An 18,273-nucleotide genomic window follows, 5' to 3' on the forward strand; every position below is an offset into this window, starting at 1 on the left:
AGCAATGGGGCCGCGACGATGCTTGCATTTCGCAGGGTCAACGATAGCTAGGGCCACGGAAACCGGCCTGTAGCGCCGTCATTCGCGGAAATGACCATGACCTTGTCCGACCCGATCCTGTCACCGCCCGCCGCACCCGACGCCGATCCGGCCTGGATCGCCAGCCATGCACGAGTCCAGCGGGTGCCCAGCAAGGATCTCACCCTCTTCATCCAGCGTGATTTCCTGAGCCTTGAGGAATGCGCGCAGGTTATCGCGCGGATCGATGCGGACCGTCGCCCCTCGACCATCGCCGACGCCAATGGTGACGGCTATTTCCGCACCAGCGAGACCTGCGACCTCGACCATGGCGACCCGTTCGTCGCCGCCATCAACGCCCGGCTCGACAGCTTCGCCGGCATCGCCACCCAATATGGCGAACCGATCCAGGGCCAGCGCTACGGCATCGGCCAGGAATTCAAGGCGCACACCGATTATTTCGAACCCAAGGGCGCGGACTATGACAGATTCTGCGCGGTCGCGGGTAACCGCACCTGGACCTTGATGGTCTATCTCAACGAACCGGCCGCCGGTGGCGCCACCCGCTTCACGAAGATCGGCAAGACGGTGCAACCCGAAACCGGCAAGCTGCTCGCCTGGAACAACCGCATCACCCCGGATCGCTTCAACCCCGCCAGCATCCACCACGGCATGAAGGTCCGCAGCGGCGTCAAGCATGTCATCACCAAATGGTATCGCGAACGCCCCTGGGGCTGAAGGCGATGCCCCAGGCGGCGCACATATTTCAGCCGCGCTGGGTGATTTTCCGCCAGCGGGGTGTGCGTTCGCAACGTCCGCCCTGCAAGGCAACTATGACACCGCCCCGCGCCTGGCGCGCAGGGCGGGGCCCTGCTCCCGTCAGAAGTCGACCGTGGCCGAGAGCCAGAGGCGGCGCCCTTCCTGGTTGATCGAATAGGCCGGGGTCCAGGCGGTCACATTGGCCGCAGTCTGATAGGGCACATAGACCGCATAGTCGGTGTCGAGGATATTATAGAGCGTCGCCGACAGGCGGAAGGCGGGTGCGACCTGGTAGGAACCACCCAGGTGGAAGACTTCATAGCTGCGGAAGTCGCCCACGGACGTCTGCTGCGCATTGGCGCCGCGATAGCGGCTCGACCGCACTTCCGCCCGTGCCCAGACGCTGGCCTTGTCGCCCAGCTTCCAGCGCAGATTGCCGTTCAGCATATGCTTGGGCATGCCGATCAGCGGCAGCCCCTCTTCCGATCCGCTGAGCTGCTCAGTCTCGGTATAGGTATAGTTGGCCGTCAGCGACAGGGCGGAGGTCAGCGCGAAACGGGTTGCCACCTCGACGCCGCGGGTGCGGGCCTTGTCGATGTTGATCGACTGGCTGAACAGGTCGACGGTCGGGAACGGGCCGACATCCAGACAGCCGGGGCGATTGGGATTGCCTGAAAACTGGCAATTGGGGATGCCCGGACCGCTGGCGATCTTGTCGGTGAAGTCATTGTTGAACAGGGTGACATTGCCGCTGAAGAAGCCGTCGCCATCATAATAGAGGCCCGCTTCATAGCTGGTGCTGGTTTCCGGCTTCAGCCCCGGCGTGCCAAGCAGCGGGATGCGCCCCTGCCCGCCAAAGCCGATGATGCCTTCGGCAATCTGTTCGACGCGCGGCGTCTTGAAACCGCGGCTGACGCCGCCCTTCAGGGTCAGCACATCATTGATGTTCCACACCGCATAGGCGCGCGGCGACCATTTGTCGCCGAAGGTCGAGTGATTGTCGTAGCGGGCGCCACCAGTGATGTTGAAGCCGTCGACGACGGTCAGCGTCGCTTCGGCAAAGCCCGCCCACTGGGTGAACTTGAACGGCTCGGGGGCGACGCCCTCGACCATCCGCGCCTTCCAATATTGGCCGCCGACGGTGAAGGCCAGCGCGCCCGCCTTGCCGGCAAAGCGGGAATCGATGATGTCGTTGCGCGCCTCCAGCGTGCGGGGGCCGCCCGGCACCGCGCCCGGCGTGCCATTGGGGATCAGGCGGCCGATCGTCTCGGTCTCGTTGCGGGTCAGGGTGGTGTCGAGCTGGCCGAACCCCATGCGCCAGCTATGCGCGATCACATAATTGCTGCGGTTGAACCGCTGTTCGGGGGCGTAGCCGCCCGATCCCAGCGTGCCGAGCTGGCCCCGGCTATTGTCATAGCTTTGTTCGTTGCGATCATATTCGAACCACAGGTCATGATCGGCATGGGGCGTCAGCGTCAGACGGCCGCCATAATTATAGATGTCCGATTCCACCGGATTGCGGCCCAAGGTCAGCGCCGGATCGCCGGGGATCTCGATATCGGAGCCGGCGCGGTGGAAGACACTGCCGCGCAGGGTCAGGCCGGCCAGCCCCTTGATGATCGGCCCCTGGGCAAAGCCGTTGACCGACTGGATATTGCCGAAGCGGTCATCGCCCTGGATCGTGCTTTCGGCGGTGGCGGTGCCGACCCAGCGATCGCCGACCTTGCGCGTGATGATGTTGACCACGCCGCCCATCGCGTCCGAGCCATAGAGCGTGGACATCGGGCCACGCACCACCTCGATCCGGTCGATCGCGGAGAAGGGCGGCAGGAAGCTGGTGGAGGTTTCGCCAAAGCCGTTGGGCGTGACGCCGCCGGGCGCATTCTGGCGTCGGCCGTCGATCAGCACCAGCGTATAGTCGCTGGGCATGCCGCGGATCGAGATGTTGAGGCCGCCGGTCTTGCCCGCTTCGCCGCCAACATCGACGCCCTGCACGTCCTGCAGTGCTTCGGCCAGGCTGCCGAACCGCTTTTCCTGCAATTCCTCGCGGCCCAGCACGGTGATGCTGGCCGGCGCCTCGATGATATTCTGTTCATAGCCGGCCGCGGTGACGACGATCGCACTCGACTGCGCATCGGCATCGGCATCGGGCGCCTGCGCCTGGGCGGCGACGGGCAGTGCGAGCGCACCGATCAGGGCAGCGCCCCCCAGCAGATGGGCACGCGTCGACAAGATTGCAGGAAATGGCATTTCAGACCCCCATTGAAATAATAGTGCGACTTAGTCGCATTAGAATTTCACGGGCTGATGTGGAGGAAGAAGGTAGCGGTCAATCAATGATGATATGCCCAGCCGCCTGCGCAACAATTTCTCACAATCGCGACACCGGCGGAGCGCAGGCCTCTTCTTTGCGGGACATGTTGGAGCCGCCTGGGCAACATAAGAAGGGTTGCAGACATCATGGTGGCACCCAATATCCGCTTCGACACTCGTCCGCCGCTACGGATCGCCGCCGCTCCCCGCGCAGCGAGCGCCGGGGCGATCCGGATCGGTGCATCTGGGCCTATCGGGCAGCTTGCAAGCCGGGCGATCTTGGCCTACGCGCGACCCGTCACCGCCCCAGGTCGGTCCATAAAGCCGTCCGGTGGTGCCACGCCCGGATTCATACACTTTATGGCATTGGATTTATAATGAGCATCTACCTGGATTATCTGGCCGAAATCGACAGCAGGAAAGTCCAGGGGCTCGCACCCAAGCCGATCGACGATGGCGCCCTCGTCGCCGAACTCATCACCCTGATCCAGGATGCCGGCAGCGAACATCGCGCCGAAGCGCTCAAATTCTTCATCTACAACACCCTGCCCGGCACCACCAGCGCTGCGGGCGTGAAGGCCGACTTCCTCAAGAAGATCGTGCTGGGCGACGTCACCGTCGCGGAAATCACCCCGGCCTTCGCACTGGAACTGCTCAGTCATATGAAGGGCGGCCCCTCGATCGCCGTGCTGCTCGACATCGCGCTCGGCGATGACGCCGCGCTGGCCGCCCAGGCCGGTGACGTCCTGAAAACCCAGGTCTTCCTCTACGACGCCGACATGTTCCGCCTGCGCGATGCCTTCGCGGCCGGCAATGCCGTCGCCAAGGACGTGCTGGAAAGCTATGCCAAGGCCGAATTCTTCACCAAGCTTCCCGAGGTCGAGGACGAGATCAAGGTCGTGACCTTCATCGCCGGCGAAGGCGATATATCGACCGACCTTCTCTCGCCGGGCAACCAGGCCCACTCGCGTTCGGACCGCGAACTGCACGGCCTGTGCATGATCTCGCCCGAAGCGCAGCAGGAAATCGTTGCCTTGAAGGCCCAGCATCCCGATGCGCGCGTGATGCTGATCGCCGAAAAGGGCACGATGGGCGTCGGCTCGTCGCGCATGTCGGGCGTCAACAATGTGGCGCTGTGGGCCGGCAAGCAGCAGAGCCCCTATGTCCCCTTCGTCAACTATGCGCCGGTCGTCGCCGGCACCAACGGCATCTCGCCGATCTTCGCGACCACCGTGGACGTGACCGGCGGCATCGGCCTCAACCTCAAGAACTGGGTCAAGAAGACCGATGGCGAGGGCAAGGCGATCATCAACAATGACGGTAATCCGGTGCTGGAAGAGGCCTTCTCGGTCGCGACCGGCACGGTGCTGAAGATCGACGTCAAGAACAAGAAGCTGACCGACGAGGCCGGCAAGGAACTGGTCGACGTCGCCGCCGCCTTCACCCCCCAGAAGATGGAGTTCATGAAGGCGGGCAGCAGCTACGCCATCGTCTTCGGCAAGAAGCTGCAGACCTTCGCTGCCGAAACGCTGGGCATCGAAGCGCCCAAGGTGTTCGCGCCGAACAAGGAAATCACGGTCGACGACCAGGGCCTGACCGCCGTAGAGAAGATCTTCAACCGCAACGCCGTGGGCGTGACGCCGGGCAAGGTGCTGCATGCCGGTTCGGACGTGCGCGTGAAGGTCAACATCGTCGGGTCGCAGGACACCACCGGCCTAATGACCGCGCAGGAACTGGAGGCGATGGCCGCCACCGTCATCTCGCCGCTGGTCGATGGCGCCTATCAGTCGGGCTGCCACACCGCGTCGGTGTGGGACAAGAAGGCCCAGGCCAACATTCCCAAGCTCATGAGCTTCATGAACAATTTCGGCCTGATCACCGCGCGCGACCCCAAGGGCGTCTATCATGCGATGACCGACGTCATCCACAAGGTGCTGAACGACATCACCGTGGACGACTGGGCGATCATCATCGGCGGCGACAGCCACACCCGCATGTCGAAGGGCGTGGCCTTCGGCGCGGACTCGGGCACGGTTGCGCTGGCGCTGGCCACCGGTGAAGCCACCATGCCGATCCCGCAGTCGGTCAAGGTCACCTTCAAGGGCCAGATGGCGCCCTATATGGACTTCCGCGACGTCGTCCACGCCACCCAGGCGCAGATGCTCCACCAGTTCGCTGGCGAGAATGTGTTCCAGGGCCGCATCATCGAAGTCCATATCGGCACGCTGCTGGCCGACCAGGCCTTCACCTTCACCGACTGGACCGCCGAAATGAAGGCGAAGGCGTCGATCTGCATCTCGCAGGACGAAACGCTGATCGAATCGCTGGAAATCGCCAAGTCGCGCATCCAGATCATGATCGACAAGGGCATGGAAAATGCCGCCGGCACGCTCCGTGGCCTGATCGCTCTGGCCGACAAGCGCATCGCCGAGATCCGCTCGGGCGAGAAGCCCGCTTTGTCGCCCGACGCCAACGCCAAATATTATGCCGAAGTCGTCGTCGACCTCGATCAGATCGACGAACCGATGATCGCCGACCCGGACGTCAACAATGCCGACGTGTCGAAGCGCTACACCCATGACACCATCCGCCCGGTTTCCTATTATGGCGGCACCAAGAAGGTGGATCTGGGCTTCATCGGATCCTGCATGGTGCACAAGGGCGACATGAAGATCCTGGCCCAGATGCTCAAGAACATCGAAGCTGCCGAAGGCAAGGTCGAATTCAAGGCGCCGCTGGTCGTCGCCCCGCCGACCTACAACATCGTCGACGAGCTGAAGGCCGAAGGCGACTGGGACGTGCTCAAGAAGTATGCCGGCTTCGAGTTCGACGACAGCCACCCCAAGAACGCCGCCCGCACCGAATATGAGAATACCCTCTATCTGGAGCGTCCGGGCTGCAACCTGTGCATGGGCAACCAGGAAAAGGCCGCGAAGGGCGACACCGTCCTCGCCACCTCGACCCGCCTGTTCCAGGGCCGCGTGGTGGAAGACACGGCCGAGAAGAAGGGCGAATCCCTCCTCGCCTCGACTCCGCTGGTCGTGCTCTCGACGATCCTGGGCCGTACGCCCAATATGGACGAATATAAGAAGGCCGTGGTCGGCATCGACCTCACCAAGTTCGCCCCGCCCAAGGCGGCCTGATCAAGACCGCCGCCCGATCGCAGGATCGGGCGGCGGCATCAGGACAGCGATGATCAGAAGCGGCGCGGGACAGTATCCCGCGCCGCTTTTTTCATGGTTCAGCTCGCGCCGCCCGCCGCATCGCCCATCGCGTTGATGGCGTCGTCGATGGTGAAGGTGTTGGGCTTCTGGATCGGCGGGAATTCCTTGAAGGTGTCGGCAAATTGGGCCGCCCCCGCCTGCGCGCCATAGAGCAGGAAGGTGTTCTTCAACACCCAGTCATAATAGGTGTTGGATGTGATGTCGGCGAACTCATAGGGATCGATCCGCAGGTTGAAGAGCTTGGGAATGCGCAGCCGGGTGAACGGCTCGCCCCAGACCTTCATCGTGCCGGCGCAGCGCTGTTCCAGGAACACGCATTTCCAATTGTCGTAGCGCATGGCCAGGATGTCGCCATCGTCGCTGATGTAGAAGAAGGCGTTGCGCGGGCTCTTCTCTTCCTTGCCGGTGATGTGGCCGACCAGGCTGACGCCGTCGATATGGTTCTTGTAGGTCCGGCCGATCGCCTTGTAGCCCTTCTTCACCTTCTCGACGATGTCGGGCTCGCCCGCCATTTCCAGGAAGGTCGGCAGCCAGTCATGATGCTGGACGATGCCGTTGGAGACCGATCCGGCCGGCACCTTGCCCGGCCAGCGCACCATCATCGGAATGCGGAAGGCGCCTTCCCAATTGGTGTTCTTTTCGCTGCGGAACGGCGTGGTGCCGCAATCGGGCCAGCTGTTGCGATGCGGGCCATTGTCGGTCGAATATTGGACCAGCGTGTCCTCGGCGATGCCCAGTTCGTCCAGCAGGTCGAGCAGCTGGCCGACATTCTTGTCATGGTCGATCATGGTGTCGTGATAGTCGGACTGCCAGCGGCCGGCCTGGCCCTTGCTGCCCGGCTTGGGGTGCGTGAACATGTGCATATGCGTGGTGTTCACCCATACGAACCACGGCTTTCCATCGGCCTCCGCCTGCTTGATGAACTTTGACGCGCGTTCGACGAATTCATCGTCGCAGGTTTCCATGCGCTTGGCCGTCAGCGGGCCGGTATCCTCGATCTTCTGCTTGCCGACCTTGCCCCAGCGCGGCATTTCGGTGGCGTCGTCGACATCGGTGGCGAAGGAATGGATCACCCCGCGCGGGCCGAAGCGTTCCTTGAAATGCGGCATGTCCGGTTCGTTGAGCGGATAATTTTCCATCTCCGGCTCTTCTTCGGCGTTCAGGTGATAGAGATTGCCGAAAAATTCGTCGAAGCCGTGATTGGTCGGCAGCATATGGTTGAGGTCGCCCAGATGGTTCTTGCCGAACTGGCCGGTGGCATAGCCCTGTTCCTTCAGCAGCGCGGCGATGGTGATGATCTTGTCGCTCATGCCCACCGGCGCGCCGGGAATGCCGACCTTGGACAGGCCGGTGCGCAGCACGCTCTGTCCGGTGATGAAGGAAGAACGGCCGGCGGTGCAGCTCTGCTCGCCATAGCTGTCGGTGAACTTCATCCCCTCCCTGGCGATCCGGTCGATATTGGGCGTGCGATAGCCCATCACCCCGTCGGTGTAGCAACTGAGGTTCGATATCCCGATATCGTCGCCCCAGATGACGAGGATATTGGGTTTCTTGTCGGCCATGGTGCTTTCCCTTCGCATGAACAGGAATTGGGTCGCCTTTGTCTGCATCCTGCCTGACCAGCCGGCTATCGGGGAAAACCCTGTGAAGCGTCCGCGATGATGCACGGACAACATGCTTGCCCGCGTCCAGCCCCTCCCCGAACGCGCGTCCATGCCCCCGTCCGGCCACGCGCACCGCCAGCCTCTTTCCTTTCGCACCCGTCATGGCATGATGGAAGAAATGCGCTGGGGGGGGGGCTCGCGTGATTACAGCCTATGACAGGAGCATGGCGCCGTTCGACTGGGCCGCGATCCTCTATCTGATCTTCTTTGCCCTCTTGTTCCTGGGCGCCCGCTGGTGGAAGCGATCCGGGCGACGGATGCCGCGCCATATGCCGGCCGCGATCCTGCTGGCCGGTCTGTGGTTCGGCGGCCTGCCGCTGTTCGACCAGTTGCGGGTCGGCGCCATGGACATGGACCAGATGAGCGTGACCAAGGGGCGGATCAGCAAATTATGGGACATCCGCACGCGCAGCCGGAATACCGACCCCCTCTCCTTCCAGAAGCATCAGGCCAATATAACCCATGGCTTCGACATCGGCGGGGAGAGTTTTTCCTGGCACGAGGGCAGCCGCTGTCCGGTGGCGACCTTCTGCGGCTTTGCCGGCGGCCCGCCCTATCTGCGCGAGGGGCAGAAAGTGGAGGTAACCTGGTTCGCCGACCCGCTGCGCTTCGGCAAGCGCCGGATCGTGAAGCTGCTGATCGAGAAATGAGCCCGCACCGCCGATCCCCCAACGCAAAAGGGCGCCCGATCGGGCGCCCTTTCCGTTTCGGCTGTGCCTGACGTCAGAAGGTCGTCGAAAGCGAGAAGTTGAAGGTCGTGCCATAATTATAGGCATTGTAGATGACCTTGTTGGTGCCGTTCGACTGGCTTTCCTCATAGTCGTTGCCCAGGATGTTGCGCACCTCGAACTTGGCGTCGAACTGGCGCCCTGCGACATAGACGCCCTGGCGCGCCACGAAGTCCAGGTTGATGCCGGGATGTTCATAGACGTCCGGCTGGTCCTGGTTGGCCAGGCCACGGCTGGTCACGCGCTTGCTGGCATAGGACAGGATCAGCGTCTGCTGCGACAGCTTGTCCTGATCTTCCAGGCCGAACTGGAAGTTGACCAGATGGTCCGACTGGCCCGTCAGCGGCGAACCGTTGCGGAAATAGTCGGTCGCCAGCGTCGACGACGCGCCGAACACGGCGGTCGTATCGCCTTCCTTCACCTTCAGCTTCGACTTGGTGTAGGTATAGTTGGCGATCGTCACCAGACGGCGGGTCGAGAAGAACGCGCTGTCAGACATGGACGACAGGTCGAAATATTTCTGCAGTTCGACTTCGCCGCCATAGAGGTCGGCCTTGGGCGCATTGGCGAAGCTGGTGATGAACGCGTCGCTGTTAAGCGAGATGAAGGTTTCGATCGGATTGTCGATCGTCTTGTAGAAGCCCGACAGCGTAAAGCGCTGATCCCGCGCGAAATACCATTCATAGCGCGCTTCCGCGTTGAACAGCTTGCTGTCCTGCAGATAGGGGTTGCCCTGATAGCGACGGTTGGTGTCCGGGTCGAAATAGAACTGATAGATCAACTCGCGGAACTGCGGCCGGGCAATGGTCTTCGACGCGTTCAGGCGCACCTGCATGTCGTCGCGCATCTGCCAGGTCAGCGTGCCGCTGGGCAGCCAGTAATTATTGTCGAGCTGGGTCGAGGCCGTGCCAGCGCCCGGCGTGCTGAACACCTGCAGTGGCGACACATTGAGCTTGGCCGTTTCATAACGCACGCCCGCGTCGAGTGACAGGTCGTCCAGTATCTGCCAGTTCAGCTTGCCATAGCCGGCATGGTTCTTGAGCGTCGCGCGGAAGGCGGGATTGCCTTCGTTGGTCTCGATCAGGGCAATGTCATAAGCGTTGACGATGCCCGGTGCCAGCAGCAGGTCGGGGCGCAGCACGCCCACGCCTTCGGGCATGTCGCTCGACGCGCGGAACTGGAAGTCGCGGCGCGAGCTGGTGCGGTTGGTGTCGACATAGGCATAGCCGGCGGTCAGCGCCATGTCGGCCGACGGCTTCCAGGTCAGGTCCGCGCCGCCCGACCACAGATCCTCGTTGAGGTCGGAGAAGCTGACCGTCGCGGTCTGGCCGGTATTGCCGTTCAGACGGTTGACGAACAGATTGCCATAGGGGTCGGCCGCCGCATTGGTGCGGATATATTCGAACGACAATTCATAGGGGGCTTCGCGCTGCGAATTGGCGAAGCCGCCGCGCACGTCCAGGCTGAACGCCGGGCTCAGCTTGAACTCGCCCACCACCTGCGTGTCGATCAGTTGGCGCTCATACCAAGCGGTATCCTGCTCCATGATGTCCGACGTCGGCTGGGTCTGGGTGTTGCCCAGGCCCATGCGGGTGTGCTTGAGCGTGTCGCGGATATAGAGGTTGGTCCAGCGGATCTTGTTGTCGCCAAACTCCAGGCCCAGGCCCAGCAGGCCGTTGACGACGATGCGATTGTCGGTGGTGACGCGCTGGAAATCCGAATTGAGCGCCGACAGGTCGGGCGTGATCGAATTTTGCTGACGCTGGTCGCGCGTGGTCCACTTGTTGCTGTAGCCCGCGGTGGCGATCAGCCCCAGGGTCGAACCGCCCAGGTCGAACGAGGTGCCGCCCGAAATGGTCGCCGAATAATTGGGGTCGATATCCTTGATGCGCTGGACGGTGCCCTTGCTGAAGCGCACCATTTCCGCCGCGATCGCGGTGGTATCGACATTGCCCGAGCTGATCCGTTCGCCGCTGGCGAAGAAGGCGGCGAGCGCCGGCGGAATGTCGCGGCTGCCATTGTCGAAGCCGGTCCAGTCGCTCTTGCTGCCATAATAGCTATAGCCCATCTGATAGGTGGTTTCGGTGTTGGCACCGATACCGCCGCTGACCGTCAGGAAGCTTTCCGCCGGCACCGCATTGGTCGTCAGGTTGATGACGCCGCCGCCGAACTCGCCGGGATAATTGGCCGAATAGCTCTTCTGCACCATCGAGGACGAGACGATGTTCGTCGGGAACAGGTCCAGCGGCACGACGCGCTTGAGCGGCTCGGGGCTGGGCAGCGGCGAACCGTTCAGCAGCGCGAGCGAATAGCGATCGCCCAGGCCTCGGACATAGACATAGCCGTTGCCGACCACCGACAGGCCGGTGACGCGGCCCAGCGCGCCGGCAATGTTGCCGTCGCCCGTCCGGGCGATATCGGCGGAAGACAGGACCGAAACCACCGCCGGAATATTCTTCTGGACGTTGGCACTGCGGCGGCCGGTGACGATGATGTCGGAACCGGGGACCGAAATGTCGGGCGCCGCCTCCGGATCCTCGGCGGTCGAACGACCGGCAGCGGCAGCAGGATCGGCCGCCTGCGGGTCGGACGTGGTGGCATCGGCGGGCGCGGGCACTTCCTGGGCCAGCGCGGCCGGCGCGACCAGCGCAGTGGAAAGCAGCAGCAGGCCCGCGAACTTGAGCGGCGTCGCCATCGAATATCCCCTAGATAAGGTCATTGCACGTTTCGGGGCGGGATGCGGCCGATCATGGCCGCGTCCCGCCCCGCATCAGGTCCGTCCCGTCTTAGAGCGGGATCGAGGTGCAGGCGCGGCGCGCGGTGCTGGTGCTGTCAAACGGCGCGTAGGCCGAGTTGCAGGTCCAGCCGGCGAACCAGGTGTCGTTGGCGTCCTTGACCGCGCCGACATAGGTCGTCGTGTCGAAGAAGCTGTCCAGCGTCTTGGCGTCGATCGCGGTGGCGGCGGTTTCGGCCGCACCGTTGATGAACACCGCGCTCAGCGAGGCCGTGTAGGCATCATTGTTGTTGTTGCCGCTGAAGATCGCGGCGACATCGGCGGCGGTGTAGGCGGTCGCGCCGCTGCCCGAACCGATATACTTGGTCGCGTTGCACTGCATCAGCACCGAACGAGCGGTCAGCGTGGCGCGGGTCGCGGCAGTGCCGGTGCCATGCAGGCGGACGCACTCGTTGTTCGGCGACACGACGATGCCGTTCACCAGCGACAGGTCGCTGTTGCCGCGGTTCAGGATCGATGCCTGGTCATTGGCTTCGTTGTTGCTGCTGACCTGCGACTGGATCGCGGTGAAGTTGGCGACGATGGTGTTCTGGCGCGGGGTATCGCTTTCCAGACCATTGCTGTCGACTTCCATCAGCGCGTCGCCCTGGCCCGGACGCTGCACGATCAGCACATATTGGAAGCGGCCCTGGATGCCGGTGTCGGCGTCGAGGCTGTCGTCATCCGCGCCGGTGGCGATATAATGCTTCATGTGGACCGTGCCGCCGAAGAATTCCGCGCCGTCGTCCGAGCTGTTGAAGCTCTGGATATAGTCCAGCGTGGTGGCGCTGCCGGTGCCTTCGGTCGTCAGCGCCTGCAGCTCCGAGTTGGAACCCAGAACATAGCCCGAATAGCGGATCTGCACATATTTCATCGTGCCCGCATTATAGGTGTCGTCACGACCACCATAGACGGCCGGATCGGCCGAACCTTCGGTCTGGCGCTCGCAAGTGTCTGCGCCAACGGAACCGCCGCTGTTGCAGTCGGTGACGCGCGCACGGCCCATCAGCACGACGCCGCCCCACTGGCCCATCGAGTTTTCAGTCGAGTTGCCGTTGATATTGTCGCGGCTGGTGAAGATGATCGGCGCGCTGGCGGTGCCGACGGCGTTGATCTTGTTGCCGCGGTTGACGGCCAGCCAGCTCGTGCCGGTGCCGCCATAGACGATGACGCCCGGCTCGATGGTCAGAGTGACGTTGGTGTCGGCGGTCAGTTGGCCACCGACCAGCGTGAAGCCGTTGGCGGTGGTGCAGCCCACGGTCGAGCTGGTGACGGGTGCCGAGGCGGTGGGCGCAGCGAAGCCGCTGTCGCAGCCGACGTCGACGCGGCCCTTCATCTGATAGACCAGGCCTGCGATCTTGGGCAGGGTGATGCTCTTGGCGATGATCGAAGGCAGCGTGCAGACGCGCCAGGCATCACCGTTCGCGCTGGAAATGGTGCCCTCGTCGGTCAGACCCTTGGGGTCGGCGATCGTCGGGCAGCCCGCAGCCGGGGTAACGGCGGCCGGGGTCGGCGTGGGCGTCGGCGTCGGCGTGGGGGTCGGCGTCGGATTGATGATGACGTCGCCGCCGGTGCCGGGCGAAGCGATATCGTCCGCGCCGCAGGCAGCCAGCGCCGCGCAGGCGCAGCCCGCCATCAGGATATTATGGATACGGTTGATCTTGGCCATGTCGTCTCCGCTCCGGCTTCTGCCGGGTTTGTTGCGATGCGGAGCGCAAGGGGGAAAAGCGAATCGGACAACGCCCCCTGTCGCCCTCGGAAGCGGCAGGTAGGCGCGGTAAATGACAGCCTCATTTTCCTTTTATGACATATCGGGGTCTGTAAAATTACAGTTCAAAGACAGTGGCCCAACCGCCACAGCCAACAGAAAGGGGCGCCGTCCACCGGACGACGCCCCTGCGCGAGCCACTGAAACAGGGCGTTCAGCGCATCGCATAGCTCGTATTCAGGCGGGCCGAAGCGCGCTGCGCGATCGAGCGCGAGGATTCCTCGCTGCCGTCGGCCAGCACCAGCGTCATGTCGGGCACGCGCGCAACCGCAGCATAGGCCTCGCGCGCATCGCTGGTGCGGCCCATGCCCGCATAGGCATTGCCCAGGTTGATCAGGCGCGCCGGATCGTTGATGGTGTCGGGCCAGACCGCCTGCAGCTTGCGCGCGGCCTTGTCGAAATCATGGGCGAGCAGCGCCGACGCGGCCAGACCCGCATCCGGCACGACGCTGACGATCACGTCATCCGCCGCCGATGCCATGGCCGGCACTGCCGAAGCCAGAAGAAAGCCCGCAACTGCCGCTGCCTTGAACATCGATTTTCTCCGAAAAAAACTTTCCAACATAGCCGGAATTATTTCATCTTGATGACATCGACACAAGATCAGGCATGGGCGCCGATTCCATTTTATATCGGCGTAATTTCAGCGCCTTATGCGTTTTTCACATCAATGTCATAAAAGTGAAATCGAATGCGACATGCAAATTTCACCCGATTCGAATCGCATCATGGACGCGCAAAAAGGCCATGCGCCGCAAGCGGCGTGGCCTGAAAAAACATCGTCGATGGATTGGGTCCGGAGGCTTCTGTTGCCCGGCGCCTCCGGGGGCCGCTGAATTCCCTTCTGTTGCCCGGTGGGTTCAACCGCGCTATTTTAGAGTAATGTCAGGCCGTGAGGCCCTCAATTACGCTGCAATGGCGAGTGCTTCGTTATCGTTGGCACTTGTGAGTTTTGCACAGTTTAACGGCTTACACGGGCCGGGTAAAAGCATCGCCTTTGAACACACGTCGATCCTAGTTCGGCCCCATCAGACGCCCCGCCAGACCAAAGGTCTTCCGGGACATGTGGTGGAACCGCCGGGTACTGCCCCCGGGTCCGCTGCGTCTATTATACGACACGATTTATCACCATAGCCGGGCGAGCCCGGCACCCCCTATATGGCGGCGGCCGCGCCATTTATCAAGCCGGTGTTGCAGGATGGAGGCGGCATTATGTGTATCGTGGCACTGGCCTGGCGGGCGCACCCGCGCTGGCAGCTCGTCCTGATCGGCAATCGCGACGAATATCATGCCCGTCCCGCCGCCGCGATGGCGCGCTGGGACGACCGGCCGGGCCTGATCGCCGGGCGCGACCTGCAATCGGGCGGCACCTGGCTCGGCGCGGACGAGGATGGCCGGGCCGCCGTCATCACCAATTTGCGCGGCTATGGCGATCCCCTGCCCGACCGCGCCTCACGCGGCGCGCTGGTGACCGACCTGCTGACCGGCAGCGGCACCTATGCCGATCCCCATGCGGCGGCGCTCGACGATTTCAACCCGTTCAACCTGCTGCTCGCCGACCGCGACCGGCTCGTCTTCCTCACCAATCGCCCCGAACCCCAGCGCAGCCTGCTCGCGCCCGGCCTCTATGGCCTCTCCAACGGCCCGCTCGACCAGCCCTGGCCCAAGACACTCGCGCTCAAGGAGGCGATGCTGCAATGGCTGGTCGCCGGCGCAATCGATCCCGAAGACCTGTTCGGCGCCCTGCGCCGCGAGACCCTGCCGGACACCGGTATCGCCCCGGCCACACCGTCCGACGCCCCGCTGGAGCCGCCCCTCTCCCCCATCTTCATCCGCAACCCCATCTATGGCACACGCTGCAGCAGCATCCTCGCCATCGCGCCCGACGGCACCGGCCTAGCGCTGGAACGCCGATTCGACGCGGAAGGCCAGATCACGGGCGACAGCCGCATCCCGTTCCATTGGCCGAAATCTTGATTTGGTCCATGTAATGGTCCATATTCAGACCCATTCATCAGGAGCTTTTCGATGCGCATTTCGGTCTCAGAAGCAAAGGGCCAGTTGACCGATCTCGTCCGCCGCGCAGAAGCCGGAGACGAGGTCATCCTGACCCGCCATGGCCAGGCCGCCGTCCGCCTTGTCCCGATCCGCCAACCTGTTGACGGTGCCAGCCGACGCGCGCTGATGGAAAAATTGCGCGCGGCCGCGCGCCCCGCGGCCGGGCCGGACGCCGCCCGCAGCCAGAACTTTCTCTATGGTGAGACGGGCCTGCCCGAATGATCGTCATCGACACGTCGGCGATCATGGCGATCCTGCTCGACGAGCCCGAAGCGGACCGCTGCATCTCCGCGATCGCGGGAAGCGAGATTTTGCTGATGTCAGCGGGCACGCTGGCGGAAACGCTGATCGTCGCCGATCGCCGCGCCGTCGGAACGGAAGCCGCCACGTTGATCAACGGCCTCGGTGTGGAGGTTGTCCCGGTCACCCCCGAAGACGCCCGCCGGGTTGCCGCTGCCTACACGCAATGGGGCAAGGGCCTTCATCCCGCCGCGCTCAATTTCGGCGACTGCTTCGGCTATGCGCTGGCGCGGGAGCGCGATTGCCCCCTGCTCTTCATCGGCGAAGATTTCGCGCGCACCGACATCGTCAGCGCCACCTGATCATGCCCCCTTGTCCCCATAGACAAAGGCCCGCCGCCCCGACCGCAGCAGCACTTCGCGCCGGACATAATCGACCTCATAGGCGTCGGCGCTGGCGACATCCGCTTCCGTCAGGCGGAACAGCGTCCCTTCCACCGCATCCTCGGGATCGTCGCTCGGCTCGACCATCGGGTGCCAGCGCGTGCCGCTCTTGGCTATCACGTCCGGGTCGCTGATCTCGATCATGCGCTGGCGATAGCCTAGCATCGCATCCGGCTCGCCCTGCACCAGCCGGCCGAACAGCGCCCTCTGCACCTCTGCCAGCCGCAGCGTGCCATAGGAAAAGAGCAATATCTCGGTCATCTGCGCGCTCCTCCGTTCAGCCCAGGGCCGCGTTGACGATGCGGATCTGGGTGAATTCCTCCACCCCGGCCAGCCCCTGGTGCCGGCCAATGCCCGATTGCTTGGCACCGCCGATGGGCACGTCGAAGGGCAGGTCGAACAGCCGGTTGACCCAGACCAGCCCGCTGTCGATCCGCGCCGCCATCGCCTGCCCGCGCGCCGCATCGGCCGTCCATACCGACGCGCCCAGCCCATAGGGGCCATCATTCACCCGGCGGACCAGTTCCGCCTCGTCATCATAGGCGAGCAGCGGGATGATCGGCCCAAACTGCTCCTCGCGCACCAGCCGCGTCGCGTCGGGCAGGTCGGTGACGATGGTCGGCGCAATATAATAGCCTTCCCCCTCGATCGCCTCACCGCCATGCAGCACCCGCCCCTGCGCCCGCGTCTCCGCCAACAGATCGACCAGCCGCGCATATTGCGCCCTATTCTGCACCGGGCCGATCGTTGTGCCGGCCGCCCGCCCGTCGCCGACCACCGCCCGCTCCGCGCATTCGACCAGCGCCGCGCCCAGCGCCGGCATCAGCGCGCGCGGCGCATAGATGCGCTTGACGCCCAGGCAGACCTGCCCGGCATTGCCCATCGCCCCGTCGAACAGGATCGGCGCCACCGCCGCGACATCGGCATCGTCCAGCAGGATCGCCGGATCATTGCCGCCCAGTTCCAGCGTGAAGCGCTTCACCGTGTCGGCCGCCGCCGCCATCACCCGTCGCCCGGTCGCGGTCGATCCGGTGAAGCTGACATGAGCGATCCCCGGATGCGCGGTCAGCATCGGCCCGACATCGCCGGCATCGCCCAGCATCTGCACCACCCCGGCGGGGAAGATGTCGGCCGCCAGCGCGCCCAGCATCAATGTCGTCAGCGGCGTCGTCGGCGCGGGCTTGGCGATCACGCAATTGCCCGCGATCAGCGCCGGCGCGAGTTTGAGCGCCAGCAGCAGCAGCGGATAATTCCACGGCACGATCGCCGCGACCACGCCCAGCGGATGGCGCTGCTCGACCACGCGCTCGGTCGCGCTATCCTTGAGCACCACCGGCTCCAGCCGCAGCCCGGCATGATAGCGCAGCGCCGCCACCGCCCCCTCTATCTCGCCCCGCGCCTCAGCCAGCGGCTTGCCCTGCTCCTGCGTCAGCCGCGCGGCGAAATCCTCGGCCCGGCCCTCCAGCGCATCGGCCAGCGCCGCAATCCGCGCACCACGTTCGGCAAAGTCCAGCGCGCGCCAGCCGGCAAAGGCCCGCTGCCCGGCCGCCACCGCCCGCTCCACCTGCGCCGTATCGGCACAGGGCGCGGCGGCAAAGACCTGCCCGTCCGCCGGATTGACAAGGTCGATCGCGCGCGCGCCATCGACCAGTTCACCATCGATAAGAAGCTGCATCCCGCCCCTCTACCGCCAAGCCTGTCCTACAGCCAGCCCGACAGGCTAGAATGTCGCCATGCCATGCACTCGCTTCCCGGACAGCCCCCTCCCCGATCCCGCAACAAGATTTCCAACAATTGTTCCAAAATATCAGAATGTGCAGGAAATATGCGAAGTTAAGCGGGGGATTTCCTATTTTTCCGCCAGCGCGTCGACCCGGTCGCCATGGCTTTTGGGCGTCGAATTGACCAGGAAATCGACCGGCGCACCGCTCCTGTTCTGCGCCCGGTGCGGCACGCCCGGCGGCACTTCCAGCCCCTGACCCGCTTTGAGCACATGGGTCACCCCGCCCGCCTCCAGCGTCAGTTCGCCCGACAGGACATAGAAGAATTGCCGGGCCCGCCGATGATAATGGCGCACTTCCGCCCCACCCGGCACGATCCGTTCCTGGATCACCGACATCTCGTCGCGCTCCACCAGATGCCAGCCGTCATTGCTGCCGCCCCAGACATAATGTTCGGCATTGGCCTTATCCATCGGCGTGATCGGGGCATCAGGCGCGGCAGCGAGCAACAGGGGGAGAAGCAATATCGTCATGCCCGTCCCAACGATCCGCCACCCCCATCCC

The 18,273-nt window shown here is 63.9% G+C and carries 14 protein-coding genes and 1 other RNA gene; 6 read left to right on the forward strand and 9 right to left on the reverse strand.

Annotated features, from left to right (window positions below):
• Positions 1–96 precede the first annotated feature (96 nt).
• A complete protein-coding gene (locus E5554_RS17010) occupies positions 97–756 on the forward strand; it encodes a 2OG-Fe(II) oxygenase (RefSeq protein ID WP_136187514.1) in 660 nt (219 codons plus the stop codon).
• Positions 757–897: 141 nt separating this feature from the next.
• On the opposite strand, the gene E5554_RS17015 is transcribed toward E5554_RS17010, so the two are convergent.
• Positions 898–3,027, reverse strand: coding sequence for a TonB-dependent receptor (locus tag E5554_RS17015; protein ID WP_136187515.1), 2,130 nt, complete (start codon positions 3,025–3,027; stop codon positions 898–900).
• Positions 3,028–3,467: 440 nt separating this feature from the next.
• Between E5554_RS17015 and E5554_RS17020 the strand changes: the two genes are divergently transcribed.
• Positions 3,468–6,233: a bifunctional aconitate hydratase 2/2-methylisocitrate dehydratase gene (locus tag E5554_RS17020; protein WP_136187516.1), complete on the forward strand. Its 2,766-nt coding sequence runs from the start codon at positions 3,468–3,470 to the stop codon at positions 6,231–6,233.
• Positions 6,234–6,331: 98 nt separating this feature from the next.
• On the opposite strand, the gene E5554_RS17025 is transcribed toward E5554_RS17020, so the two are convergent.
• Positions 6,332–7,876, reverse strand: a complete 1,545-nt coding sequence (locus tag E5554_RS17025; protein ID WP_038292613.1) for an arylsulfatase — start codon at positions 7,874–7,876, stop codon at positions 6,332–6,334.
• Between the two features lie 242 nt (positions 7,877–8,118).
• Between E5554_RS17025 and E5554_RS17030 the strand changes: the two genes are divergently transcribed.
• A complete protein-coding gene (locus E5554_RS17030; protein ID WP_247594292.1) occupies positions 8,119–8,628 on the forward strand; it encodes a hypothetical protein in 510 nt (169 codons plus the stop codon).
• A 73-nt stretch (positions 8,629–8,701) separates the two neighbouring features.
• On the opposite strand, the gene E5554_RS17035 is transcribed toward E5554_RS17030, so the two are convergent.
• The 4 genes from E5554_RS17035 to ssrA form a co-directional block, all read right to left on the reverse strand.
• A complete protein-coding gene (locus E5554_RS17035) occupies positions 8,702–11,401 on the reverse strand; it encodes a TonB-dependent receptor (RefSeq protein WP_136187517.1) in 2,700 nt (899 codons plus the stop codon).
• 91 nt (positions 11,402–11,492) lie between these two features.
• Positions 11,493–13,148 carry a hypothetical protein gene (locus E5554_RS17040; protein WP_136187518.1) on the reverse strand — a complete coding sequence of 552 codons (1,656 nt, stop codon included), beginning with the start codon at positions 13,146–13,148 and terminating at the stop codon, positions 11,493–11,495.
• Positions 13,149–13,401: 253 nt separating this feature from the next.
• A complete protein-coding gene (locus E5554_RS17045; RefSeq protein ID WP_004207460.1) occupies positions 13,402–13,782 on the reverse strand; it encodes a hypothetical protein in 381 nt (126 codons plus the stop codon).
• 298 nt (positions 13,783–14,080) lie between these two features.
• Positions 14,081–14,435: a transfer-messenger RNA gene (gene ssrA / locus E5554_RS17050) on the reverse strand.
• Positions 14,436–14,459: 24 nt separating this feature from the next.
• Here ssrA and E5554_RS17055 point away from each other — a divergent pair.
• Genes E5554_RS17055 through E5554_RS17065 form a run of 3 tightly spaced genes read left to right on the forward strand, consistent with a single transcriptional unit; the run spans position 14,460 to position 15,907 of the window.
• On the forward strand, positions 14,460–15,224 hold the full coding sequence (locus tag E5554_RS17055; RefSeq protein WP_136187519.1) for an NRDE family protein: 765 nt from the start codon (positions 14,460–14,462) through the stop codon (positions 15,222–15,224).
• Positions 15,225–15,275: 51 nt separating this feature from the next.
• The gene (locus E5554_RS17060; protein ID WP_136187520.1) at positions 15,276–15,527 is read left to right on the forward strand and encodes a type II toxin-antitoxin system prevent-host-death family antitoxin; all 252 of its coding nucleotides are present in this window, start codon (positions 15,276–15,278) and stop codon (positions 15,525–15,527) included.
• Positions 15,524–15,907, forward strand: coding sequence for a type II toxin-antitoxin system VapC family toxin (locus E5554_RS17065; protein WP_136187521.1), 384 nt, complete (start codon positions 15,524–15,526; stop codon positions 15,905–15,907). Before E5554_RS17060 ends, E5554_RS17065 begins: the two co-directional genes overlap by 4 nt.
• On the opposite strand, the gene E5554_RS17070 is transcribed toward E5554_RS17065, so the two are convergent.
• From E5554_RS17070 to E5554_RS17080, 3 genes are all read right to left on the reverse strand, one after another.
• Positions 15,908–16,249 (reverse strand): gamma-glutamylcyclotransferase family protein, encoded by a 342-nt coding sequence (locus E5554_RS17070; protein ID WP_136187522.1) that lies wholly within the window; start codon positions 16,247–16,249, stop codon positions 15,908–15,910.
• Positions 16,250–16,265: 16 nt separating this feature from the next.
• Complete coding sequence (locus E5554_RS17075) at positions 16,266–17,663, reverse strand: aldehyde dehydrogenase family protein (RefSeq protein WP_136187523.1); 1,398 nt, start codon at positions 17,661–17,663, stop codon at positions 16,266–16,268.
• Positions 17,664–17,837: 174 nt separating this feature from the next.
• A complete protein-coding gene (locus tag E5554_RS17080; protein ID WP_247594293.1) occupies positions 17,838–18,242 on the reverse strand; it encodes a cupin domain-containing protein in 405 nt (134 codons plus the stop codon).
• Positions 18,243–18,273: the final 31 nt, after the last annotated feature.

Source organism: Sphingobium sp. PAMC28499 (assembly GCF_004795815.1).
Classification (GTDB): domain Bacteria; phylum Pseudomonadota; class Alphaproteobacteria; order Sphingomonadales; family Sphingomonadaceae; genus Sphingobium; species Sphingobium yanoikuyae.